Raw genomic sequence first — 25597 nt, 5'->3', positions numbered from 1 at the left:
GAGATACGGACTGATTCGTTCTTTGATGAATCTTCGCGGCAAGATGGAATGTTGAAGCGGAAAAACCAGGAACACAGCCGTGTTGCTCAGAACCGAGTCCCAGGTGAAAGGAGTTGTGGCGATGTCGCCGAATTCTACGAGCCAGAAGAAATAAAAGAGAGAGCCCATCCCGATCAGATAGGAGAAAACCGCAAAGAGAAAGTAAAACATGCTGGGATGGTATAATTTATTACAAGGAGTCACAAGATGCGAAAATCCATCATTGTTGTTAGTTGTCTGGCCACACTAGCATTCACCGGTATGCTGTTTTCTCAGGGCGTTGAAGTATTTGTTGCCCTCGTAGATGTGTGGGTTAAAGCGGTGGATGAATCGGGTGAACCTGTAACAGATTTGAAAGCAGAAGATTTTGAAGTGTATGAGAATGGAAAAAAGGTCAATCTCGAGTGTTTCGATCAAAGAACGCACGACATTAGTAACGAACCGGTCAGCACAACCGATCCACCCAAGTTTGTCGTTTATCTGGATTTATTGAATACTGAGGGTCCTCATCTGGCCTTAATTCGATCCAGACTCTTTGATTTCCTTGACCAAATGGCGCCCTACAGTTATGAAGTGATGGTGGTGGCGCTGGTTCCGGATGGAAAACTTGGCGTGGTATGTCCGTATACGCGAAATTCGCATCAGGTGAAAGCAGCCATAGAAAAGGCAAAGGGAAATGGCGCTCTGAGCAGCGAGGTCAAGAACAATGAAGGCCAAATTCTTACGCTCTTGGATCAACTTGAGCCGGAAGAAGAAGATCCGCTTATATCGATAGAAGATCTGGCTGAAACGAGGCCTAACCTCATTCGCGAAAAGAACACTCAAATTCTTACAAACGTTTATCGACTTGCGTATCAATTTACAAAACTGGAAAGGCAACGTGGGGAATTGACGCTCAGAGCGCTGGAAACTCTGGGAGTGTATCTTGTGCAGAATAAGAATGAAGGAGCGCATACGATTGTGCTCTACATTTCCGGTGGCTTCAATTCAGAGCCTGGCAAACATTATTACGAGTTAATCGACCGGATTGCTGAGAAGAAGGGATTTGTGTTCGACCGGCAGGTTTTTGCGCTTCGCGTCGCAAAACAGGAGCCCGAACATTTTGACGTTCTGGAACTGCTTCGCGGATCTGTTGGCAAACTAACCCGTCTGAATGTTACGCTATACGCGGTAGGCACACGGGGGATGCCGCTTCTCGCGGATTCATCGATTGCACGATCTGCCGACAGATTCGGAGATAACCTTCAATTAGAGTCAACTCTTCAGGATTCTTTGGTCCAGCTTGCTGATCAAACCGGAGGGCTGGCATTCACGAAATCTCAGAATTTCAAAGTAGGTTTCGACAGAATCACAAAGGATCTTGAGCACAATTACGTTCTTTGTTACAGCCCTCCGGACCACGGTAAACCGAAATATCACGAAATCAGGGTTGTCTGTAAAAGGCCTGGGGTCAAGCTAAGGTACCGCAAGGGCTATTTTCACTGATTCAGCAAAGTAGCGCGGGTGTCTCGCCTGCGAATCGCCGGCCAGAGGCCCGCGCTACTTTTTGGGCTGCAATTGTCAATTTTGGCCAATATGTTAAGATGGATGGCCTTAGTGCGCTCCAGGTAATAATCTTAATGTCCAAACAACAAAATTCCTTTGATGTTGTGTGCAATATCGATGTTCAAGAAGTGTCGAATGCGGTCCATCAATCGATGAAGGAGATCCATACGAGATTCGACTTTAAGGGAAGCAAAAGCAATATTACTTTTGACGGAAAAGAGCTCGTTCTGATCTCGGATGATGAGAAGAAATTGAAGAGCGTTATCGACATACTAAGGGAGAAGCTGGTAAAGCGAAAGGTGCCTTTAAACGGGCTGATTTACGGAAAAATGGAAGAGGCGGCAGGAAACACAGTGAGACAGGTTGCGAAGCTTCAGCAGGGAATACCTTCGGAGAAAGCGAAAGAAATTGTGAAAATCATAAAGAATTCGAGACTCAAGAAAGTGCAGGCTTCCATACAGGCAGACCAGGTTCGTGTTACCAGCCCCAGCAAGGATGAGCTTCAAGAAGTAATCAAGATGCTTCGAGAGCAAGAGAGCGCTCTGGGAGTTCCTCTTCAGTTTACGAATTACAGGTCAAATTAGCGGGCATGATAAAACAGATACCAAGTGAGCTTGCGGTTTTTCCACCGGAGTTGATGAATCATGTTGAGGAAAAGTTGCAGGCACTGGAACGGGAAATCGAAAAATATCTTTCTTCCGAGATCGATATCATTGCCCGGATGGGGCGTTACATTTTTCAAAGTGGTGGAAAGCGAATCCGGCCGTTGCTTGTGATCTTGAGCTCAAAAATTGCCGGTTATCGCGGCGATCAGGACGTGATTTTTGCAGCCATCATGGAATTTGTGCATACGGCAACGCTGATTCACGATGACATTATCGATGAAGCGACGCAGCGTCGCGGACGTGCTTCTTTAAATTTGAAGTGGGGGAACAATCTCACCGTATTGATGGGGGATTATCTCTACACAAAAGCGATGTCCCTTGCTTTGACGCGCGAACATATGCGGATCCTGCGGTTGATCTCCGACATTACTTTACGAATGTTGGAAGGGGAGATGATCAGCCTGGAAAGAAATGGCGATATCGGGATATCCGAACAGGACCACTTGAATCTCATTCGAAGAAAGACTGCGTATCTCTTTTCCGCTTGTACACAAATCGGAGCCATACTGGGAAAAGTATCGCCTCAAAAGGAAGCGGCCCTTCAGAACTTCGGTTTGAATCTTGGAATGGCGTTCCAGCTGATCGATGATCTTCTAGATTACACTTCAACGGAAAACGTTCTCGGAAAGGATGTCGGGCATGATTTGCGCGAAGGTAAAATCACTTTACCGCTCATTTACTTGCTCGAAAGGGCAAATGGAAATCAGGAAATCAACGACATCCGTCAGGCTTTAGTGGAAAAACAGTACGACGCAATCTCGCGCGATCTCTTGATCCATCATTTAAATGAAAGCAATGCTTTTACTGATGCCGAAAAGAAGGCAAAAATGTATGCAGCGCTCGCCAAGAATGATTTGGGAGTTTTTGAGGATTCCGAAGCCAAGGCGGCCATGCTCGACCTGCTCGATTTTGTGATTCAGCGAAACTGGTGATCTTTTAACCGCCAAGACGCCAAGATTCTTGAATTAGAACTTTTTTTCTTCGCGTCCTTGGCGCCTTGGCGGTTCAACGTCCAAAAAACGTGAAGAAGTTTCTGAAACGCTTTCTCTGGGTTTGTCTGGCCCTCCTTTTCTTTTTTGTTCTCTTCACATTTTATTCACTCTTTTCCGTTCGTGATCTCTGTTCTCTGGCAAAAGAGAATCCGAAAACCACATCCTTCATTGAACAGAGGAAAGAAGAATGGATCGAAAAAGGCTCCAAAAGAAAAATCAATCAAAAATGGGTTCGGCTCTCTTCCATCTCTCCCCAATTAAGGAAAGCCGTGATTGTGGCCGAAGATCCGAACTTTTATAGTCACCATGGTCTCGATTTTTATGCCATCAAACTTGCCTTTCGCCGGAACTGGGAAGAACGGGAACTTGAAGTTGGCGCGAGCACAATCACGCAACAGTTGATGAAGAATCTTTATCTTTCCTCATCGCGTAACCCGCTGAGGAAGTACAGAGAAGCAATTCTTACGCTGCGTGTAGAACGATGCGTTCCTAAGAACAGGATTCTGGAAATCTACTTGAACGTGATCGAATGGGGCGAATCCACCTACGGCGTTGAGGCAGCAGCGCGCCGTTACTTTGGTAAATCTGCGGCGGCATTGAATTCGAGTGAAGCTGCGCTGCTGGCTGCAATGATTCCAAACCCTAAAATCTACAGCCCGCTAAAGAGGAACCCGCTGCTGTACAAACGCCAACAGCGCATTCTGCGCAGAATGTCACGGCGTTAGTTGGAGCGCGGGCTTCCAGCCCGCTCGGTTACCGTTAGTGAACTCATGTTGAATGGCGGGCAAGGATGCCCGCGCTCCACTAGCGCTGGTTAAATCAGTCTGTATAGCCTCTGCGGTGTCTCAGATCAACACCGGGTCTTCGCGAAGTAACTTTGATGCTGTGATACTGGCCTTTTTTGCTATGAACTGGGGCAGAGAAACAAAGTAGATATTGGTGGTTGAGATCGTCAATCACCTGGTTCAGACCCAATTTGAAATTCTGCGAATTGTAGAAAGAAGTGCCGCCCGTTTCGCTGGCCATTTCAACGAGTGAATCCTGGTATTCGGATGCGCCGCCAAGTCCCTCGGTGTCGATCGTATAAAAAGTCACATTCATACGATTCAACTTTCCAAGAGTGTTTTTGATCTGGCTGCGCATATCCATGTTCCGTTCTTGAAGTTGGGATAGAGCCATGAACTCTTCGTTTGTGCCTGCTGTAGACGCCAGATTGGTAACGATATCGTAGTATTGTCTACCCGGGTCCACAGAAAAACCTCCGGAAACGTACACAACGACAGAATTGTCGCCGAGATTTTGAATCGCCATGTGCTGCGCGAATTTTTCAACTGCCTGCAATGTGTATTCGCTGAGCTGTTGTTCCTGACGGGCGTAGCTGCGGGCAAGTTGAAATGCATCCCTGATCTTATCGATCAAATCCACGGACCCTCTTCCGGTTCCACCTTCATCTGCGATCACACCGTTAATCTCATTTAGATTCTTTTGAACGGCCACTTCGCGATCTGTGCCTGCCTGAGCTTTGTTTAAAAGAATTCGGATCCTGACCAGATCTTTTGTGAAAGGGGCAACAACTCCAAGTTTTCCATTCGGCATGAGGGCGACAAGCATCACTTCGTGTGAGCCATTGGAAATGGAGTTTACAAACTCCAGAAGGTGCGGCTTGATTGAGCCGTATTGTCTTACGGAGGTATTAAACAGATCCAGGAACAGCACGAATTTTTTCGAAACCACCTGGACCGGTTTTGTGGTTTGAATAGGCGCTTTGCTGCCGGCAATCATTTGCTCTTCAAAGCAAGTCATCGCCATCCTTTTCCCGTCTTCGAAGATTTCAAAATCGTCCTGGGTGAGACCTGTTACCGGTTTTCCGTCTCCATCAACTGCTTTCACCCAAACGTCAACCGAGGAAACGGTTACCTGGTAGTCTTCCGTCGCAACAGGAAAACTGACCAGGCTAAAGATCAAGATGCAAGAAAAATATTTCATTTTGACCATAATACTTGGTATCCCCCATAATCGATAGTTTGGCATAAGCTTTTTTATTGCGCCTCCTCCAGAAGGAGGAGTTTTTTACTGTACCGTAGTCCTAACCTGGCGCACGATTTCCTGGTTTTTTGACGGGTCCAGCGTGCTTATCTTCAGCTGGTAATTACCAGGGGCGACATCCGGCAGTCTCGCCAAACGCCAGAAGAGGCCCATACCTTTCGGCTCAACTGGAGTCGGATTTTGCATCAATCCAAGTGTCTGCACTTCGTTTGATTTGCCTCCGCCATCCACAAGGGAAACGCGCACAGTGGGAATTTTCCCTGGTGTCTGCAAGTTGTACACTCGCAAATAGAACACCTGCCCGTCAACCGATCTTTTCAGCACCGGTGAGAAATCAGGAAAGAACACCATATCCTTACCCTCGCGATAGGGATAGCTGATCTCTTTTCCTCTCTTGGTCAGGTTTTGCGTCGGGTTTGGCCAGACCATCCAGTTCAGGTTCATCGAAGGGAAGAACGGTTGAGTCATTGTCATAGCCGGTTCAATTCCCTCGATTTGCACGGACTGACCCATCATTTCATTCGTTTGAAGATTGACAATATTCCAGTGAATTGTTGTGGGCTGAAGATTCCCGAGTAATACATTCCAGATTTTCACACCAGTCGTTCTTAACTTATCCTGCAAGCTTTTGTTGGTTAGATCAAGGGAAAACACGAAATAAGAGTAATCCAGTACGCTGCCGTTCTTATCTATGGAAAACGCATAGAATTCGAGATCGACCAGCTCGGCTTTGTTTTGCAAAAGCGAAGGTCCATCGATCTGAACGAAAGCCGGAATCCGTGAGCTGTTTTGATCCAGCAGGAAATCAGCCCAGAAACGGTAATTGGCGGGAGGCTTCCCGTAATTCTTATAGATGCTTTCGGCAATCTTTGCTTTCTTTTCCAGCGCGGTGAAGTTTGCCGGGGTTTTCGGTATCAGCCATTTTGGTGAAACGGTTACCTCTTTGCCTTGAACCTCCAGCTTCACATTATTCAGATCCTTGATCTTGTCGGTTGCGGCATCTGCTTTTACAACATAGTAAGTCCTATCTGAAGAAAGGATTTGATCGATGAGACCGTTCACATCGGTTGGAGAAACAAAAAAGTTTCCTTTTGTTCTTTCAGCGAGGTTCTTAAAGAGACCGTGTTCCTGCTGTCCATTGTGAAATATATGAACATGGGAGTCGGTGCCGGCGATAAGTTCAGGCAGATTTTCACCGCTTTGCTTTTGGGGCTTTCTTCGAAGACCACCTGCTGCCATTTTCTTCTCCATTTTTTCTTGAGATATGGAAGTGTCGGTGATGCTATCGATATCCTGGTGTTCAATGTCAACCGGCTGATCACTGGTTGTTTTCTTCTTGGGAGCCTTCGTTCGAAGTGGAAGATTGATGCTAAGACCGCTGGTGTCCGTACCAGGGCTGAAAAGAATAATGTGTTTTCGTCCATCCAGAGCGGAAAGGAGAAACCCGAGGTCCGCGATGCTCTGTAGAAGGACCGGCCGTATTTCCTTTTTGTCTTTTTCTGTAATGGCGTAAGATCGAATGTTCTGAAGAAACGTGGCATCGGGAAGAAGCGCAACCGCTTTATCCCCAGTGGAAAAATTCTCCGAGTAAAGATTTCCTTCGGGACCTTCGATCATACCTTCAACTTTCTTCTGGCCCATCCAGTTCAAGCCTGCAAGGACTTTGTTCCGGTCTGCTGTTGGTGTACAGAATAGCTTCAATCCATCCTGTGCCGTTATTCCTGCGATCGCAATCAAGTCGGATTTATCGATTTTGGCAAGAAAAGCTTCCGTCGTTTTTCGGGCCTGCAAAAGATTTTCCGGTGAAGAGAAAATGAAATCGAAAGCAAATATGTAAATACGCCTGCCACCGGGGTGGGCTAAAACTTCCGGTGTGCGATTCGAAGTATCCACAAACAAAACTTCAGATACAGGAGCCTGCAGTTCTTCCAGCCGTAAACTTACCTGGGCTTTGTCCACCGGCCCTCCTTCTGACGAGATAAAAGTCAGGTATACCGGCGCAGCCGCCAGGGGTATCGAGCAGAAGAGCAAGGCAAGACTCAAGAAAACAAATCTTCTTTTCATGGACCACTCCTTTCGATATTTAACAATATAACGTTTGAGGCCTCGGGAGAAAAGATTCCTTCTCGGTCGGCGAAAACGACTATTAACCGCCAAGACGCCAAGTCGCCAAGAAAGGAGAGTCTTCTAATTATATCCCTGACGTTCTTGGCGGCTTGGCGGTTTTTTTTCTAAGGGAAGTTTGAGGATTGCGGCCGGTTTCAATTCCACTTTAGGATTCTCCAGAAATGGGCCGATCATACTGTTACCGATGTAATAGAAATCATTTTCAACGACCACTCCAAGCGTAGGTTCCGGGAACAATCTGTGATTGGATTCCAGAATATCCACACGTTCCATCTTTGTATGATCAGCGCTGAGCTCGATCTTTAACACACGATTGGGTTGCACGCCATTTTGGATCGCGACGAGATCTTTCTTATGCAGATAGAGGCCATCGATTCCGGCAACAGTTGTCGTTTTATCCGCGCGCGCGAGCTTCCAATATTTTTTCGTTTCCAGGTCGACGGCAAAGATGCCACGGCTGTAATCGGCGACGAACAGGATTTTTTCATCCGGTGATAGACAGGCTCCCTGGGGGGAACGAAATGGCTCAGGGCCGAGAAGCAACTCGAGTTTTCCCTTGTTCAGGAAATAAATAGCGGGGGAAACAGAGTCTGTTGCATAAACATTTCCTTTGGAATCCACCACAACTTCACCAAGGCCATGATTTCCATCAGGCAATAGGTATTTGGCTGTCAATTTGCGTTCTTTCAGATCGTACTGGAATACGCCGGACTTTCCTTTCTCCTCTCCCGCTAGAGCGCTGCTTGCCACCCATAGCGTGCGCGTTCGCGAATCGATCTTCATTCCGAGCGCGCTCCAGAGCCCGTCTTCCGGTTTCGAAAACTTTTCAAACTTGCCATCTTTATAGGCCACAATTTCAGGCCGCGCGGCTCCTCCGAAATAAAATCTTTGATCCGCAGGATCGTAAGCAATACCCTCCGGTACCAGATCTTTATCCTTCATTGTGATTGCCGGTTTGCTGGAATCGGTCGGTTTGAGATTGTCCTGAAAGCGTTTTACGACCGTTTCAAACTTCCGAGATTTGTGAATGGATGCGAACTTCTCATCCGCTTCGGGCTGAAGGAAAACACCAAGATCGGCAATTTTGTTCAACCATAGAACGGCTGCATCTCGATTCCCTGTGAGCGCGTACCCTCGCGCAAGAAAATAAAAAATCATGGGATGGTCTGCCCCCGCTTCAATGGACTTTTCCAACAAACGAACATTCGAAACGTAATCCTTTTTTTCATACGCTTCGTTGGCTTGCTGGAAGTATTCTGCTGCCGTTTGGGCCTTCGCAAAGGCCGCAAACAGGAGAATCACCAGAAAAACATGCATTGCCCTTGACAAATTCATTCCTCCTGGAAAGGGAAAGTATGCCACCAAAAGACTTACAGAAAAAGATACCGTTCGTGCTTGAAATGGATGGGGTGCTGTGATAGTATCCGAACAACTCATACAATTCTCTCTTGCCGACTCAATCAAGAAGATTAATTTGATAAGAAGGTCGCGCTAAGGAGGTTAAACGAATCTTGAATAGAAAGCTAATTCGTCCAAATCTGACTGAGATCAAAGAGCAATATTCCTCGAAACCAAAAGGCAAGAAACCGGCTCCTCCGGATCAAACGAACGCAGAGAATTACTATTTCATCCGGCAGATGAATAGTAAGACTCCGATGGTGATTCATTTGAAAGATGGCGAAGAGATACGCGGTATTATCGAATGGTACGATCGAAATTGTATTAAAGTGCATCGCATGGATGCGCCCAACCTTTTGATATACAAAGAGAGCATCAAATACATCTACAAAGATCCCATGTTTGATACCGAGGACAACGAGGATAAGTAAGCCTTTTGCAAGTTCGTCCCAGAATCGGGATTACATTAGGTGATCCTGGTGGTATTGGTCCTGAAGTCCTGCTGAAAGCACTGGAGAAAACATCCCGCCGGTATACCGTTTTTGGTTCTTTGAGGGTTTTACTGCATCACGCAAAACATTTAAGAATCCCGGTCGATCTGTCCCGTTTGGATCTGGTTGATATCGATAACGTCCCGAAACCATATTTCGGACCGTCCCCGGAAATTGCCGGGCAGGCGTCGATTGACTATTTGGACCGCGCTTTTGATTATTTCAAACGAGGATGGATCGATGCCGTTGTCACGGGTCCTATTCATAAGGAAAGCTGGCACATGTCCGGATACAAGTATCCGGGCCAAACCGAGTATTGCGCGGAAAAAACAGAGACGGCGAACTATTGCATGCTGATGGCTGGCAAAAAATTCCGGATAGCGTTGCTTTCCACTCATGTTTCTTTGAAAGATGCTCTTCGCGAAGTTAGACAGAAAAAAATAGTGAAGAAGATCAAATTGATTTATGGCGAATTTCTGCAACTGGGTTTTAGAAATCCAAGAATTGCCTGTGCTGCGGTGAATCCTCATGCGGGAGAAAAGGGCGCTTTCGGTCGGGAAGAGATGGCTGAGATTGAGCCTGCCCTGGATGAGGTTCGCCGAAATGGTATTCCGGTTGAAGGTCCAATCGCGCCGGAAGTTGTGTTTCGCGTGGCTGCGACAAAATCCCCCTGGGATGTGATTCTCGCAATGTATCATGATCAGGCAATGATCCCGCTGAAACTACTAGAATTTGAAAACAGCGCAAATGTTACCCTCGGTTTGCCGCTGATTCGCACCTCTCCGGATCATGGAACAGCATTTGACATCGCAGGCCGGGGTATTGCCCATCCCGGAAGCATGATCTTTGCAATGCGCCTCGCATCCGACTGGACCAAGCGTAGAATATTAACCGCCAAGGCGCCAAGGTCGCCAAGATGAACATAATTCAAAAAACTCGGCGTCTTGGCGTCTTGGCGGTTTAACAATCATGCGGATTTTGGCATTGGATGTAGGGAAGCGACGGATAGGGATTGCTATCACGGATCCACTGGCTATCACCGCTCGTCCACATTCCACCATTGACCGGAACAAAGAGGCCCCCGAAAGAATTGGAGCGCTCGTAAAAGAAATGGAGGTGGGGAAGATTCTGGTTGGCCTGCCTCTTCACTTGAGTGGAGCCGAAGGGCCTCAAACGGAAGATGTCCGCAAATTCGTCGCTAAATTGCAGCCTCACGTATCGGTGCCTGTCGAGTACAAAGATGAACGCTTAACCACAGTCGAAGCGGAGCATCGTTTGTCGGATCGCAGAGTCGATTGGCAAAAACGAAAAAAGCAGATTGATGCTGTTGCGGCATCGATCCTGCTGGAAGAATACTTAAGAGAACGATGAAGAAATTCTTTCTGGTGGTATTCCTGCTGATTTTAATGGCGGGTGCAGCCGCATTCGTGCACATACGGCAACGTCTTTTTACTCCTTATAAGGGATACTCCGCATCCAAAATCGCTGTGACGATTCATCCAGGAACTTCGGTGAATACGATTGCGAATACTTTGCACAGAAAAGGAATCGTTCCTCATCCCTGGTACTTAAAAGGCATTTTCATCTGGCAGAAGACGCAAGGGAAGAGCAAGGCGGGCGACTATGCTTTCGATCGTCCCATGTCTCCGTGGGATGTGTATGAAAAGCTGATGAAAGGGGAAATGCTGTACACGGTGGTAACGGTTCCGGAAGGCTCGAACCTATTTGATGTGGAAAATGTTTTTGGAGTGAAAAAAGTCGGACGGCGGGAGGATTTCAGAATCGCTCTGGATTCACCGGAAGTGATGGCCGCCCTAAAAGCGATCGACTCTGAAATCGAAAACGCAGAAGGTTTTTTGTTTCCCAATACTTATTTTTTTACGAAAAGGGAACTCGATGCTCGAACAGGAATTCTGTTTTTGCTCAGACAGTTCCAAAAGGAATACGGGCCCGCTGAACGGAACCGTGCTGCTGAAATAAAGATGACAACGTTGCAGGTTATCACCCTGGCCAGTTTAATCGAAAAAGAAACGGGGCAGCCTTCCGAGCGATCATTGATTTCCGGTGTATTTCACAACCGCTTGAAAAAATCTATGCTGTTGCAGTGCGATCCCACAGTCATTTATGCGATGATGCTTGCCGGAAATTACGACGGGCATATTTCACGCGCCGATCTTCAATTCAGTTCGGCTTATAACACATATGTTGAAGCCGGACTGCCACCCGGACCGATTTGCAATCCGGGAAAAGAAGCGATCAAAGCTGCTCTGTTTCCGCAAGAGACGGAAAAGCTCTATTTTGTTTCTCGCAATGACGGCAGCCACTATTTTTCTTCCACTTTGCAGGAGCACAATCGCGCCGTTCAACAATATCAACGGAACAGGCGGCACTCGTAATCAAAGTAGCGCGGACGTCTCGTCTGCGATGAGTTCTGCCGGTTCGAAGCCGGCGGTGCCGGCTCGAAGCCGGCGTGCCGGCGGGACGCCCGCACTACTTCGGTTACGACTTCCAGAATCCAGTCAACAACAGAGCATGGCCGGCCAGAAAACAAAGGCCGCCGAAAGGAGTGATCGCGCCGAGCCATTTCATTCCTGACCAGGCGAGCAGGTATAAACTGAACGAAAATAGAACAATTCCTGCGGTGTAAAGATATCCTGCTGTTTGAAATAAAGTGCTGCGATCCGCAAAAAAAGCGGCGATGAGAATAGCAAGGGAATGGTACATCTGATAGCGGACACCCGTTTCGAACGTACTCAATGCGGACTCGGTCAATTGTGCCCGCAAGGCATGCGCGCCGAATGCTCCCAGAGCAACGCCGAGAAAAAGACCGAGAGAACCGATGATTCCGAGCATCCGCATGGGGCTATGATACCTCAAAGATTCTTTTGGCCATTTGCAACTTATAATTATCAGGAAGGAGGTAACCCGTGAAGCTGAAGATTCTTCTTTTAGCCATATTACTTGTTGGAATTTATGGTGCTTTTGCCATCTCTGAACCTCCCTCCCGTGCAACCAGGGGAGATCAGATTAAGGTATATTCTGTTGATCAAAAGAGGTTTATTATGACTGATAAAGTAAAAAAATCAGAAGAGGAATGGAAAAATCAACTGTCCCCAGAGGAGTATCACATCACACGCGAAAAGGGGACTGAGAGAGCGTTCACTGGAAAGTACTGGAACAATCATGAGAAAGGAGTGTACAGATGCGTCGCATGCGGAAATGATCTGTTCGCTTCCAATACAAAATTTGATTCAGGGACCGGTTGGCCGAGTTTCTATAAGCCGCTTGCCAAAGAGAATGTGGAAACAGAAACCGATAAAAGTTACTTCATGAAACGCACAGAGGTTCACTGCAGCCGTTGTGGCTCCCATCTGGGACACATATTCGATGATGGTCCCGAACCGACTGGTTTGCGCTACTGCATCAATTCTGCTTCTCTAAAGTTCGATAAGAAAGAATAGTTTAATTCACAATGTAGCGCGGGCGTCCCGCCTGCGGAGTTTCCGCAGACGAGACGTCCGCGCTACTTTGCTGTGGTAACATACGGCAAATGGCTGAGAGCCAAAGCGCCTGGAAGTACCTGCCTATCATCATCGGTGTTGCGATCGGTTGGATGATTTTTAATCCGCCGAATTTTCTCAGAGAGCTGGGCGCAATTTCGTACGTTATTATGATTCTGGCCGGTCTCGTGGCCCTGATTATATTTTGTGGATTTGCTATTCACGCAAATCTGCCGAAGGATGTCATGATCCGGCGTTCCACTACGACTGCATTTCCCGGTGAGATGACTAAGCTGTCAGAAGATTTCAAATCGCTCGGATTTATTCAAACGAGTGAAGTGCCACTGACCGTGAATGTTGCGCCACCGGCACTATTGATCCCGTTTGTGAATGAGAAAGAGCAAACTTACGGCTCTGTTTACAAAACAGAAACGATTCCACCGAAGATCACTTTTGATCTCGTTTCTATTTTTGAGGGCAACCGAGGTGGCCTAACATCAGGCACACTTGCTGAAGGTGCGGCGATGCCTTCGCTTGGGTCACTCAAACAGGTTTTTTTACGTGAAAACGTTCGAAATGTGTTTGAGAAGCACCGCCAGGCAGTTCAGTATTTGAAGGGTCGTGGAATTCTGTGTAGATCGATCAGTCCGCAAACTTATGAGCGGGATTTGCGCGAATCGATTCTGCGTTTGAGGAAGAGCTTTCTTGCTTCTCCGGTTCTGTTTACTTTGACCGTCTTGTGGCGCGCGGCCACCAAACAAACTCCGCACATGGGCCCCGTTCAAACGCAACAAGTGGCCCAACAGCAAATCAAAGAGATCATTTCAGGGAAAACCATCCCTCACCGCTGAGGTCCCAGAGGTAAGCAAACAAAGTAGTGCGGACGTCACGTCTGCACCTTTCGCAGGCGAGAGCCCGCGTTACTCTGTTTGCCAGAAGAATTTCGGGGGATTCATTTGATCCGGCCAATCCTGCTTCATGGATTCCGCATTAAATACTTCGCCATTCTTTATTACCCACTCGATCTTGTTGGTGTTGTGAATGTCGTCAAGTGGATTGGCACTAAGCACAACCAGATCCGCCATTTTTCCTGGTTCGATAGAACCCAGATCAGGAGCGAATCCGATTTTGTCCGCTCCAGCGATGGTTGCTGCACGCAATGCCTGCATCGGAGTCATTGCGGTTCCATCTTTCGGTTGTCCTTCGCCGGCCATGGCCCACAATTCCCACTGCACATCGATTCCTTGAATTAGCAAGGAGGAACCACCATGCGCTCCCAACGAAACATTTCCTCCGGCTTGTGCCACTTTCGCGACGCCGCGGGCCACATTCGGGAAATGATATTCATCAGGTGAAATCCAGAATCCCCTTCGCGCAAGAGCATCAATTCCAAAGTGTGGATGAAAACGTCTGACTTTTGGATCATCGTGCAAGTTTCTTGTCTGAAGAAAATAAGGTTCGCCCCACGGACCTCCGTAGGAAACAAGCAGTGTTGGCGTGTAATACGTTCCTGACTTGGCGAGCAATTGAACAACATCGTTGTAAATCATAACGGGAAGGGAATGCTCAAATGAAGTGTAACCATCCATTGCCATCGTGAGATCTTCTACCAATTCTCCGCCACCTTCTGCCGTCAACAACATGTGTTGCTCGCGGCAGGCTTCGGCAAACCAGATTCTCTGATCGCGCCGCGCCTGTTGATAGACCTTGATCATGCGCGCGCCGTAAGCCTTCATCCTCTTCACCTGATTTCGCGCGTCTTCCAGACTATTTACTTCGGCAAAGATGTCTGTGTTCTGACCTCCATAAAGAACATCACCTGAAGAAAAACTGCGTGGACCGATCATCTGTCCGCCTTCTACCATTTCCGCTTGAGCAAACACATCCAGAGAGGGAGCCGACGGATCGTACGCGGTTGTTACTCCGTATGCGAGTTTTGCAATGTATTCCCATTTGTGTTCTGGAAAAATTTCGAAGGCTGAGTAATTCATATGCGCATGCGTATCAATCAATCCGGGAATGATCGTTTTGCCGGAAGCATCCATAATCTTAGCGCCTTCCGGAATATTCACTTTTCCTGGAGCACCGATCGCGGCAATTCTGTTTCCTTGAATCACAATATCCGCATTCTCCAGCACTTCTTCCCCTTTCATTGTGATGACCCGCGCTCCTTTCAGCGCAAGAGTTCCGACAGGCACGGGGCGCGATGCTATAAGCTGAATCGAAATTACTTCTGACTTCGGAACTTTAGGCGCTTCTTTCTTTTCCTCTTCTTTCTTCTCCTCTGTTTTCTCTTTCAAGGCTTCTGCAAAACGAAGCGCGGCATCGAGAGTGAGGCGATGAAAATCGTTTCCCAGGCCCCAGGTAATCGTTTTTCCCTTGTCTGCCCAGGCTACGTAGCCCCCGGCCGCTTCCGATAATCGCCATACGGGAACTGAGCCTTCTTTTAGACCAATCTCCGGAGGCTCCTTCATTTTCACGTTGGGAACAGCGGCAACGTAGACGTTATCGTGGGAAGTAAAGACAACCCATTTTTCATCCGATGAGGGAACAATGTCGCTGAGTGTCGGAAACCTTAGAAGAGCTAACCGATCCGTTCCATCCAATCGCATGGACACAAGGTCATTTTTCGGTGGATCGGTGGGTTTCTGACGTTCGACCGGATCCCGGAAGAAAACGCGCGTGCCATCCTGATTCCAAAATGCTTGCGGATGGAAACGAAGGGAATCACCCAGTTCAACTGTGGTGATGAATTGTGGATCTCCGCCTTCAGCCGGTAACCACCGAATATCAAAAAATGATTCCTCTTCCGGTTGCCGTCCGCGAAATTCGAGACCGGAACCCTGAATGATCAAAAGCCGGTCATTTTTGGGGGACCAGGCTGGGTTCGCATAGTGGCCGGCTTGCCTGGTTAGCTTTTGAGGTTTGCCGGCGCTTGCGTCAACCGGCGCTTTCCAAACATGTCCCCCTTCTTGATCGGACCATGTGACATAGGCAACCCATGTTCCATCTCCGGAAAACGCTGGAGAATACTCGCGCGGGGGCAAGGAAGAATCATCAGGCGTGAGCCGTTTGGGTGAACCAACGGTTTTCCCTTCGGAAATCTCTTGTAACCAGATGCGTCCAAAAGCGTCGAACATGATCCAGCGCCCATCCGGAGATTGGCTTGGCCAACGCAAGATTTTTGCTTTTACCGGGCCTGTTTCCAGTTTCTCCTGCCACGTAACGCGAGGCGCCAGAAATTGTTCGACGTTTACGGTGAAAGGGATGTTTATGGTCTGTTTGGATGCGAGATCCAGCTTTAGGATTTTGCCATGATTGGAAAATACAAGCGATTTTCCATCCCGTGTGAACGCGTAGTTCGGCCACACATCAGAAGAAGTGAATCCTTCCTGTTCATCGCGGGTTACGTCCTTCACAAGTATCTCTTCGGCACCGGAAACGAGATTTCTGGATACAAGTACGGTCTTATTATCGCGTCTGCTGACGAAAGTGAGTTTCTTGCCATCCGGGGAGATTGCAGGGCGGGCCGCGCCACCGAAACCTTGCGTTAATGCCAGCACATCTCCTGTCACGCGGTCATAGCGGTAAATATGCCATAGTCCACTGCTCATGTTCGGTGTGTAACTGAATCTTCCGGAGCGCCGCGAGAAAAAGATGTAACGGCCATCAGGGGATACGACCGGTCCGGATGGATTATTGATTTCATCTGCGTTGGTCAGCTTGATTCCACTGCCGCCACGGACGTGATACATCCAGAGCTCGGTTGGCAGATTTGCACCGGCCCTGCTTGGGTCAACTCTTCTGGCTATGAGGTATTGTCCGTCCGGAGTCCAAACCGCATTTTTATGCTGAAACTCTTTTTTATCGGTAAGAGCCAGCGGTTTTTTACCGTCTGCATCCATGATCCAGAGATTCTCCATTCCGCTTCGATCACTGGTGAAAGCTATTCTGGATCCATCCGGAGAATAGCGAGGATGACTATCGTAAGCAGGCCCTTTGGTTAAGGCTGTTGCTGTTCCACCTATTGCAGGAAGACTGTAAATGTCGCCAAGCAAATCGAAAATCAAGGTGTTGCCATCGGGTGAAATATCGATGGACATCCAGGTCCCTTCATCCGTTGTGAAAGTAATCTTTTTCGCATCGGCGCGTGGTTTGTTGATCTCCGCAGCAACATCCTTTTTCTCTTCCGCCGCCGGCTTTTTCTTTGCAGCGCCGGCAGGCGAAATGCTAAAGATGATCAGGCAGAACAATAAAAGGATTAGTCTTTTCATGAATCCCCTCCGGATGGCAGTAAAGTGGCAAATCTAACAAGAGACGGGACGAATGTCAAAAAAGTTGATTTAAAGCGGCCAAAATCGTCTTCGAGTCGGGCGTCTTGCGTCCCCGAGTCACGAGTCGCAGACGGCCCCTTGTTCATGGGTGTAAATTACCAGTATACTTATGGGTGTAAGTTATCATGGGAAAACTACGGGAATCAAATGAAAGGATCGAATTCTATTTCCCCGCCGAAATATCGAATCTTCTAAGGAAGATTGTCCCTGCCCGGGAACGTAGCCGGTTTGTGGCAGATGCTACCGAAAAGGAGCTTAAGAGAGTTCTATTTCAAAGGAAGCTTAAGTCGATAGGAAGGGCAAAGGAAGATTCACACGAACCCCGGTATCGACCCCGTTGGCGGATGCTGCACGATCAAATCAATGAAGATTGAGTCATGTATCTCATTGACACTTCGATGATTCTTCCTTGTTTGTGGCAATCGACCAGGGAAGCCCACGTGAACCTGCTGCTCGAACTCGGTGAGGAGGAGGCACCCTTTGTGTCCGTAATAACAAGGTTTGAAGTGATGGCTGGGACAATTCCGGAGTTTCTAAAGATGAACCGCGGTTTCCTGGATGCCTTTCAGCAGCTCGAAATCGATCCCGTAATTGCAGATCGGGCAGGGCTTTTATTTCATGACTGGAAGAAGAAAGGACACAGCTTGACCGCCAACGATCTGCTCATTGGAGCGACGGCACAAATCCATGATCTGGCGCTGGTAACTAAGAATGCAAAACATTTTCCGTATCTCACCGCGGCCGAAACACGTAAACTGCAATACCTTAGCCGCGCCGGCCGAAAAACAAGTGAAACTATTTACTTTATGAGGTGAAGTGTCAACGGGAGAGCCAGAGTTTTTCGTACGGTACGATAGTTCGGGAGAAAGTGACCTGGAATCCTTCCACTTCAGGTCGCGCAAAACAATACGCCTGTTCGTGAAAAAGCGGCAAGAGCAGTGCCTTTTTTGCAATCATGTCTTCTGCATCACGATAGATTTCGTTTCGCAACTCTGAATCCGTCTCAGAACGTCCTTGCTCAATCAACCGGTCCATTTCTGTCGTTCCACAAACGCGCCCCACAATCCCTTTTTCGGTATGCAGCAAACCAGTTAGAAAAGTGTCCGGATCCGGATAATCGGCGATCCATCGGGTGATCACGATGTCGGCAGTAGCCGAAGCCAGAGCCCGAAAGTATTCCGATCTTGTTTGTTCTCTATTACGGATTGCGAATCCCTTCGAACCGAAAATTTTCAGCAATTCTTGCGCAATGGAAGAATACGGACCTTCATAAACAGAATTAATAATTGTATTCAGTTCGTCATGAATTTCCGGACCGGTTGAAACAGGCGCCGGTATATTGCGCATCCCCGGAACATGTCCAAGCAAGCCTGGCGGAATCAAGCCGTGAGCCGGGATCGCAAGCCTTCCCAATGTGCGTCGTACAAGACTCTCTACATCGACGGCCTGAACGAGCAAATGTCTGAGCGATTCATCCTGTAACGGTCCGTGATGGATATTGAAAACAACATAATAAGTTGACAGCCGTGGTGTTTCGCCGTAACGGGATCCAAGTTCGGTCTCTCTGCGAAGAGCTTCGACATCGGACGGATAAAGATCCCAGGCAAGCGAATAAGTTCCCTTGCGAAAACCTTCCAGAATCTCTTGCGGTGTCACGCGAAATCTATAAACTAATCCGTCACTGCGTGGATAGGGTTGTCTCCAGTATTGAGGATTCGCCTCCAACTCTAGCCGGACGCCGGGCTCAAATCTTACAACGCGAAACGGGCCAGTTCCTATGCACCCATCCTTCCAGTTGCCATCCAGTGTTTGACAACTCTCCGGAAGAATCGCAGCAGAAGGATATGCCAGCAATGTGGGGAAAAAGGTCAACGGCTGGTCCAGCTCGATTGTAAATTCATGAGCGGAAACGATATGAAATCCTTCAAGCTCTTCCGTGTGTCCTTCCATCAATCTTTGGGAACCACTAATAGGAGTCAGCGGCCAGCGGCTCGGACTCTCCTTGTTTTTAAGCAGCCTCTCAAACGAATAGCGCACGTCACTAGCCGTTAATTTCTTGCCGTTGTGGAAGCGCAAATTCTCACGAAGCACAAAACGAAAGCGGCGCCCTCCTGCCTCGGATTGAAAAATCGAAGCCAACCATGGAACAATCCGTGCTCCTTCCGCTTCCCGTGTGAGTGTTTCAAAAACTGCAGGTAGGATTTCCAGCTGCGACACCAGAAAAGCCATGGAAGGATCCAGAGTTTGAATTTCTCCAGTGATCGGCACGACAGGGGTCCCGCCTTCTGTCTTTCGCGCATATACCGCTGCAGTTGCTTTTCCGATTTCCGAGTAGCTCACGTAAGGAGGACAGCTGCGAAGAGTGAACCTGCGAATCCTTGGATTTGCAAGGCGCAGATCCATGTCATGAAAAAGCGGAAGCACGAACGAATTTTCGGCGAGATATGCTTCGATTTTTCGATACAGACTTTCACGAGTCAGTGGATCGATTTGCCCGCGCGCTTCTTGCATCCAGGAATCCAGCGTGGACAAAGAAAAATAATTCCGGTAAAGACCAGCTTTCGAATGAAAGAATCCATGCGAAAAATTGTCCGGATCATCGTAATCTGCGATGAATCTTCCTATCAACACATCCACTTCTTCCGGATTCAGCCTGCATTCCAGATACTCGTTAATAGAGGATGTAATGATCGATATTTCTACTCCGATATCGGACAAGGCTTTCAGAAGGACCTTCAAAAAACCTTCATACCGATCTTGAAAAGCAGGATGCACTGCGGCAATGAAATGAAGAGGTGGTTTGAGCTTTGAGCTTTCCAAAAGCTGAATGACTTTTTCGCGTTGCAGAGGATGTCTTCTTCTGTCAGGGTCATGGCCCAGAATACCGGGCGGGATCAATCCTTCTGCAGGCTGAGCGGACCGCCCCAATGCGCGGCTGACCAGATCGCGCGTATTCAAGATTCCACAAATCGCTTTCCGGACAGGTTCCTGCTGCCCGAGTGAACGATTGCAATTAAAAAGAACGAAGTACACATTCTTTTTGGGAACTTCCGCGACTTTCGCGCGAAGACGTTTGTCTCGCAAAATCTCATCAAGGTCTGCCGGACGCAAATCGCGAACGAGGTCAAACTCACCTTTTCGAAAGCCGGAAGCAATCTGGGCTGATGTCATCGAAGTTATGAACTCAATGCTGTCCAGCAGAGCAGGAGGATTCTTCCAGTATTCTTTTGTTCGTTCCAGCAAAACTCTTTCAGGAGAAAAGGATGCAATTCGAAATGGCCCCGTTCCTACCGGAGTATCCTGTTCCAGCGCAACGCCCGTCCTGATGTCGGTCAGGAACGCGGGATAGATCGGCAAAGGTTCATTCAGTTGAATTTCCAGTTGATCATCTGATAACGCGCAGATACCGGAGACTTGAGAAACTTTACCGCTCAGAAAGTCTGAAACACCCTCAATCGAAGCGAAAGCTGGCGGCAGTTGCGACTTTGAAAGCTGAATCGCTTTCTCAAAGGCCGATTTGCAACCGGGTGCCACAAGACGTTGATGCTGATGCGTTCGGATGTTTGAGCGAAGAGCAAACAAGAATTTTCTTCCCCCTTCTTTCGATTCCCAATGTTCGCAAAGATTCGGAAGCAGGTTCCCCCGTTCGTCTGCCGCTACGAGCGTTTCGAATACGTTTGCAAGTATTTCATGTTCCTCATCCAGAGTTGCAACGGCTGGATACAATGCCTGTATGGGCGCCAGCATCGCAACATGCAAAGTGCCGCCCGGTTCCACTGCTTCTTCGCTTGTTTCTTTTGCTGCTGGTTCGATCAGTTCCAGCTCTTGCAAGTACTCACGCGATGTTTCCTTTTCGCCACGTAAGTTGGCAACCGTCGCCCCAAGGGAAAGAAGCTGGATGCGTGTTTGATTATCGGTTTTTAACGCCAATCCTCTTTTCACAAAATTCCTGGTTTCTTCAACCTTCCGGCCCGCCCACGCTGTTTCAGCCGCAAATGCCAGAGTTTTGGACAGAAGAATCGGATCCTGAAGAGACTCATAAATTTCAAGCACGCGCGGGAACTCTTTTAAGGCGGCGCCCACGTTACCGGTCATTCGCAAAGCATCGGCCAACATTAACCGTGCGTGCGCTTCGATCTCCGGCGCAGGCAGCTCTTTTTCCTCAAGTGCTTCCAAAACAGACCGCAGAGCGCGAAGAGCTTCGTCCATCCAAAATGTATCGAGCGATTTTTTTGAGAGCTTCAGCCCGTATTCAATGATCTTGTCGGTTACATCTCCTTCAGAGTAGTGATGAAGAAGTTGCGGATAAACGCGTTCCGTCCGGTGCGCATAACGCTGTTCAAGAAACTCCGCATATTTGCGATGCAGTGATCTTCGTTTTCTCCGCGAAATCTGCCTGTAAAGCACATCACGCAAAACGCCGCTTGAAAATCGCATCCTGTCTCCGCGTGATTCGCCCTCCTCTTCAATAAATCCAGCCTTGATCAGCTCATCGATGAGGTCTTCCTTGTCTTTCGTTTCTGCAAGATTCTCCAGGTCACGCCACTCAAAAGACTTTCCAAGAATCGACGCAGTTGTCAGCAATTCTTTCAAGTCTGGCTCCAAACGCTCCAGCCGTTTTTCGATCGTCATTTGAATCGTTGATGGCAGCGACTCGGTTGTAACGCTTGTATCGGCCGGTATGTACCAGGTTCCCTCGTCATTTTTTCGAATGGAGCCTGCATCTACCATCGAACGAACCAATTCTTTCGTAAAAAAAGGATTCCCTTCGGTTGCGTGAAAAAGAGTTTCGGCAAGACTGTCTTGAAGTTTTTCACTGTGAGTCAAAGCTTCGAGAAACAAGCGATGTTCTTTTGCTCCAAAACTGCTCAATGAAATCTTTGAAAATCTTGTGTCACTCTGAAAACTGTTTATCATCCGCGTTACCGGATGACTTTTGTCCACTTCTGTTGAACGATAGGTCGAGACGATGAAAGCTGGAGTTGAACCAAGCCGCCGCACGATGTACTGCAGTGCCTCCACCGAAACTTCAGCTGCATGTAAGTCTTCCAGGAGTAGGACCAGTGGTCTGCCTTCGCCAATTCGCGTAAAGGTCCTTGCAAGAAGCTCAAAGATATAAGTTCGGTCTTCCAATTTTCGCGCTTCCGAGGTCAAAAAAGATCGGGGGACAGATGTGGATGAAGTGCTGCCAGATCTGGAATCAATTTCCGATAAGACAGGGAAGAGTGTTGACAGTTCTGAGGTCAGGTCGGCCAAATCTGCGGAAGGACTCGAGCTGCTGCTACTTTTGCTGACCGCCTGTTGGATGGCTTCGCAAAAACCTTGATAAGGAAAGGATCGATCCTGTTCAACAAAACGCCCATGCAAAACGCGTATTTTTCGCGCTCGACATAAATTTTCCAGCTCTTCCAAAATCCTGCTCTTTCCCACGCCAGGCTCGCCGGAAATGACAACGAACTGGCATTCTCCTTTGATGGACTCATTCAACTTGCGTTGCAGCTCCGCGAATTCTTCTGTGCGACCGATAAACGGCAAAACAGGTTTGTGATAGGTGACAGACTCACTGGTGGAAAGCATCAAACGATTCTGATCTGCCGTTTCCAGTCGTGATCTGTAATAAATGAGTCTTTCCGCTAACTCCTTTGCATTTGCGGGCCTCGAGTCGGGGTCCTTCTCCAGACATTGCAGGATGATGGTCTCGAGTTCCTCATCGATCTCTTTGCCGAGCGTCCGCGGTGATTCAGCGTTTTCGTGAAGGATGCGATAAAGGACATGCTGGATCTCACCGGTAAACGGAGTATCACCAACAATGCATTCGTAGAGCACCGTTGCAAGCGAGTAAATGTCGGAGCGCGCCGTGACCTGTCCGCCTGAAATCTGCTCCGGACTGAAATAGGCAACCGTTCCAACCATGGCTCCGCTTTGCGTCAGACGGGTTTCGGAGCTCGCGACAGCCAAACCAAAATCGGTCACTCGCACGCGCAAACTTCCGGAGGGATCTTCGCGAGAGATCATTATGTTTTCGGGTTTGATATCGCGATGAATCACACCTTGTCCATGGCTGTATTCAAGCGCTTCCGCCACCTGGATTGCCGTATTGATCACTTCTCCAAGAGTGAGGGAGCGGTCTTCCATGAATGTGCGAAGGTTCGTGCCGCGAACAAAGGGCATCACGAAGTAAAGGGACTGCTCGTGTTCTCCAACATCGTAAACAACAACGATTCCGGGATGATCCATCTTTGCGATGATCTTCCCCTCACGCTTGAAACGTTCCACGCTTTCCGGGCTCAATAAGGAAGGCGTAACCACCTTGATCGCAACTTCGCGCTCCAGCAGGGGATCGTAAGCAAGGTAAACAGTGCCCATTCCCCCCCGGCCTATCTCGCGGAGAAGCTCATAGCGTTTCGAAAGGCGAGTCCCGATCATGAATATAGCTATTATGAACGCCGTTGGCGTTAAATTCCAAATAGCAAATCCGAAATTCCAAATAAGCCCCAAACATCAAACCGATGATCAAACCCGGCTAGAGTGTCCGTTTGAAATTTGAGCTTTGAGCCTTGAATATTATTTGTTATTTCGGATTTGCGATTTGGAATTTAATTCTGCAGTCAGAGCAAAATAAAGCATCAGAAATGAGAGATTCATTCTCGGGAATCGTTCTTCGAGTATTGTACCAAAACGATATAATGTGCAGTTAAAACTTTTGAGCTAACTAATGTCCAGACGAACAAAAATTCTAATAGCTGTTTTGGGGCTGGCCCTGTTAAGTTCCTACGTGATGTTCAGAATGCTTCAGGTATCCCGCGCCGAAACAAACAATCAGGACTTAGAATCACTGCGTGCCCTTCCTTATGTTCAGTGGAATGAGAACACCACAAATCCGGGAGTTCGCGGAGTCAGTCTCTATAGTCCGGATCTTTCCTATCGTGGATATAACATTTACACCAATGATGTAAACAAAGTTTTCCTTCTGGACATGCGAGGGAAAATTGTTAAGACGTGGCATCTGCCCGGAAAAAGGCACTGTGAACATGCGGAGCTTCTGGAAAACGGAGAACTGCTGGCTGTATGCGAAGGACAGGGGCTCGTAAAACTAGATTGGGATTCCCGTGTGCTCTGGGAAAGTAATCTAAAAATCCATCACGATGTTGGAGTTCTACCGGACGGCTCCTTCCTCGTTCCTGATACAGGAAAAGCCGAGAAGTATGGTGCCTACGATGTGGACTTCGATTGGATCGTGCACGTCTCCCCTTCAGGCCAGATTCTTAGGTACTGGAGTTTGTATGATAAGAGAGGACTCATCCGGCAACTTCATCCACCTTCACCGTTAGACGAGGGTCGCAGGTTTCGAAATCCAAACTTCCGCCTGGATTACTATCACTTAAACGCGATCGAAATTTTGCCAGATACACGTTTAGGCAAACGGGATCAGAAATTTCAAGCAGGTAACATCATGCTCTGTTTGAGAAATGTGAATTTGATCTGCATCTTCGATCCTTCACTGAGCAGGATTCACTGGAGCTGGGGCGCCGGCAAACTGGATTATCCACATGACCCCACCATGTTGCCGAATGGAAACATCCTGGTCTTTGATAATGGCACGCATCGCCGGCACTCGCGCGTTGTTGAAATCGAACCAGTCAAAAAAAGGATTGTGTGGCAGTATGACGGACCATCGCCGGAAAAATTCTTTTCAAAATGGCGGGGCGGCGCGCAGCGTTTGGCAAATGGCAATACATTGATCTGCGATTCAGAATTGGGAAGAGTGATTGAAATTACAGCGGACGAAAAAGTTGTCTGGGAATTCTGGAATCCAGAAATCAAAGAGGGACAAAGAAAGCGAATCTATCGTTTCAACCGTATAGAGGAAGAGAAGCTGAAACCCTTCCTGGCAAAATAACGCTCTTATGCCGGGACCTCACTTCTTCAATTCTGCTTTCGAATGATCGATATTCTGACTTTGTAAATTACAAATGAGTCGAGGGTCAGGGGTTTGTGGAATCCAATTCCGGATCGGGGGGAGGAATAAAGAAGAGGATGCGGCTGCAGTTTTCGCAGGTGATGATGGTGTCGTTCCGATGAGTAGCGAGAGTATTTGGCTATTCATACCGAAGAAATTGGAGATTTTTCAATGGGATTCTCTTCGTTAAATTGGTTCAGGCAACCTTCAAAATCTCGTTCAGCAATGCCACGGTGATATTGAACCAATGCGCTCCAGATATTTTTTAACTTTTCTTTACAGCTTTCTGGAAATTTAACTTCCAGTCCGAAATATCCCGTGCAAGGGCCTTTTTGTCCGGGAGCAACAAAGCAGATTTGCAGTAATTCGCGCTCCAAGAGCGCCTCAACCAGCCGAAAATCTGGTTCTTCGTAAGAGTGTGTAACGGTATTTTCTCCGTAAGTAATTGAAAAGAAATTAGGCTTCTAACATTCAGAAAGATTCAGATCTTGCTCAGGAAT

The 25597-nt window shown here is 48.0% G+C and carries 20 protein-coding genes; 12 read left to right on the top strand and 8 right to left on the bottom strand.

Going from position 1 to position 25597, the window contains the following annotated elements; translation table 11 throughout:
• Window positions 1-210, bottom strand: a 210-nt coding sequence (locus tag L0156_08570; GenBank protein MCI0603056.1) for a hypothetical protein, incomplete at its 3' end; no start/stop codon positions are given.
• Between the two features lie 36 nt (window positions 211-246).
• Between L0156_08570 and L0156_08565 the strand changes: the two genes are divergently transcribed.
• The 4 genes from L0156_08565 to mtgA all read left to right on the top strand — a co-directional run bounded on the left by L0156_08565 (window position 247) and on the right by mtgA (window position 3966).
• The gene (locus L0156_08565) at window positions 247-1524 is read left to right on the top strand and encodes a VWA domain-containing protein (GenBank protein MCI0603055.1); all 1278 of its coding nucleotides are present in this window, start codon (window positions 247-249) and stop codon (window positions 1522-1524) included.
• Between the two features lie 134 nt (window positions 1525-1658).
• Entirely contained in the window at window positions 1659-2168 is a 510-nt protein-coding gene (locus tag L0156_08560; GenBank protein ID MCI0603054.1) for a YajQ family cyclic di-GMP-binding protein, read from the top strand.
• Window positions 2169-2173: 5 nt separating this feature from the next.
• Window positions 2174-3181, top strand: coding sequence for a polyprenyl synthetase family protein (locus L0156_08555; protein MCI0603053.1), 1008 nt, complete (start codon window positions 2174-2176; stop codon window positions 3179-3181).
• Window positions 3182-3270: 89 nt separating this feature from the next.
• Window positions 3271-3966 (top strand): monofunctional biosynthetic peptidoglycan transglycosylase, encoded by a 696-nt coding sequence (gene mtgA, locus L0156_08550; GenBank protein MCI0603052.1) that lies wholly within the window; start codon window positions 3271-3273, stop codon window positions 3964-3966.
• A 94-nt stretch (window positions 3967-4060) separates the two neighbouring features.
• On the opposite strand, the gene L0156_08545 is transcribed toward mtgA, so the two are convergent.
• The 3 genes from L0156_08545 to L0156_08535 form a co-directional block, all read right to left on the bottom strand.
• On the bottom strand, window positions 4061-5227 hold the full coding sequence (locus tag L0156_08545; protein ID MCI0603051.1) for a VWA domain-containing protein: 1167 nt from the start codon (window positions 5225-5227) through the stop codon (window positions 4061-4063).
• An 84-nt stretch (window positions 5228-5311) separates the two neighbouring features.
• Window positions 5312-7351 (bottom strand): DUF4148 domain-containing protein, encoded by a 2040-nt coding sequence (locus L0156_08540; protein MCI0603050.1) that lies wholly within the window; start codon window positions 7349-7351, stop codon window positions 5312-5314.
• A gap of 123 nt (window positions 7352-7474) precedes the next feature.
• Complete coding sequence (locus tag L0156_08535) at window positions 7475-8749, bottom strand: SMP-30/gluconolactonase/LRE family protein (protein ID MCI0603049.1); 1275 nt, start codon at window positions 8747-8749, stop codon at window positions 7475-7477.
• Between the two features lie 176 nt (window positions 8750-8925).
• On the opposite strand from L0156_08535, the gene L0156_08530 reads away from it, so the two are divergent.
• Genes L0156_08530 through mltG form a run of 4 tightly spaced genes read left to right on the top strand, consistent with a single transcriptional unit; the run spans window position 8926 to window position 11699 of the window.
• Window positions 8926-9243, top strand: coding sequence for an RNA chaperone Hfq (locus L0156_08530; GenBank protein ID MCI0603048.1), 318 nt, complete (start codon window positions 8926-8928; stop codon window positions 9241-9243).
• Between the two features lie 5 nt (window positions 9244-9248).
• Window positions 9249-10223, top strand: a complete 975-nt coding sequence (gene pdxA / locus L0156_08525) for a 4-hydroxythreonine-4-phosphate dehydrogenase PdxA (protein MCI0603047.1) — start codon at window positions 9249-9251, stop codon at window positions 10221-10223.
• 49 nt (window positions 10224-10272) lie between these two features.
• On the top strand, window positions 10273-10674 hold the full coding sequence (gene ruvX / locus L0156_08520; protein ID MCI0603046.1) for a Holliday junction resolvase RuvX: 402 nt from the start codon (window positions 10273-10275) through the stop codon (window positions 10672-10674).
• Window positions 10671-11699 (top strand): endolytic transglycosylase MltG, encoded by a 1029-nt coding sequence (gene mltG / locus L0156_08515; protein MCI0603045.1) that lies wholly within the window; start codon window positions 10671-10673, stop codon window positions 11697-11699. The genes ruvX and mltG overlap by 4 nt, the downstream gene beginning before the upstream one ends.
• A 103-nt stretch (window positions 11700-11802) precedes the next feature.
• Here the strand turns inward: mltG and L0156_08510 are convergent, their stop codons facing one another.
• Window positions 11803-12162, bottom strand: a complete 360-nt coding sequence (locus L0156_08510; GenBank protein ID MCI0603044.1) for a DUF423 domain-containing protein — start codon at window positions 12160-12162, stop codon at window positions 11803-11805.
• A gap of 68 nt (window positions 12163-12230) precedes the next feature.
• Between L0156_08510 and msrB the strand changes: the two genes are divergently transcribed.
• The gene (gene msrB, locus L0156_08505) at window positions 12231-12764 is read left to right on the top strand and encodes a peptide-methionine (R)-S-oxide reductase MsrB (GenBank protein MCI0603043.1); all 534 of its coding nucleotides are present in this window, start codon (window positions 12231-12233) and stop codon (window positions 12762-12764) included.
• Window positions 12765-12853: 89 nt separating this feature from the next.
• Window positions 12854-13654, top strand: a complete 801-nt coding sequence (locus L0156_08500; protein ID MCI0603042.1) for a hypothetical protein — start codon at window positions 12854-12856, stop codon at window positions 13652-13654.
• A 69-nt stretch (window positions 13655-13723) separates the two neighbouring features.
• Here the strand turns inward: L0156_08500 and L0156_08495 are convergent, their stop codons facing one another.
• The gene (locus L0156_08495) at window positions 13724-17077 is read right to left on the bottom strand and encodes an amidohydrolase family protein (protein MCI0603041.1); all 3354 of its coding nucleotides are present in this window, start codon (window positions 17075-17077) and stop codon (window positions 13724-13726) included.
• A gap of 437 nt (window positions 17078-17514) precedes the next feature.
• On the opposite strand from L0156_08495, the gene L0156_08490 reads away from it, so the two are divergent.
• On the top strand, window positions 17515-17952 hold the full coding sequence (locus tag L0156_08490; protein ID MCI0603040.1) for a PIN domain-containing protein: 438 nt from the start codon (window positions 17515-17517) through the stop codon (window positions 17950-17952).
• A 4-nt stretch (window positions 17953-17956) separates the two neighbouring features.
• On the opposite strand, the gene L0156_08485 is transcribed toward L0156_08490, so the two are convergent.
• Window positions 17957-23563 carry an ABC transporter substrate-binding protein gene (locus L0156_08485; GenBank protein ID MCI0603039.1) on the bottom strand — a complete coding sequence of 1869 codons (5607 nt, stop codon included), beginning with the start codon at window positions 23561-23563 and terminating at the stop codon, window positions 17957-17959.
• 289 nt (window positions 23564-23852) lie between these two features.
• Here L0156_08485 and L0156_08480 point away from each other — a divergent pair, with 289 nt between their 5' ends.
• Complete coding sequence (locus tag L0156_08480; GenBank protein ID MCI0603038.1) at window positions 23853-25037, top strand: arylsulfotransferase family protein; 1185 nt, start codon at window positions 23853-23855, stop codon at window positions 25035-25037.
• 203 nt (window positions 25038-25240) lie between these two features.
• Here L0156_08480 and L0156_08475 read toward each other — a convergent pair whose 3' ends face one another.
• Complete coding sequence (locus L0156_08475) at window positions 25241-25474, bottom strand: hypothetical protein (GenBank protein MCI0603037.1); 234 nt, start codon at window positions 25472-25474, stop codon at window positions 25241-25243.
• Between the last annotated feature and the right edge of the window lie 123 nt (window positions 25475-25597).

Source organism: bacterium (assembly GCA_022616075.1).
GTDB lineage: Bacteria > Acidobacteriota > HRBIN11 > JAKEFK01 > JAKEFK01 > JAKEFK01.
This window is presented reverse-complemented; position numbering and strand designations above follow the sequence as displayed.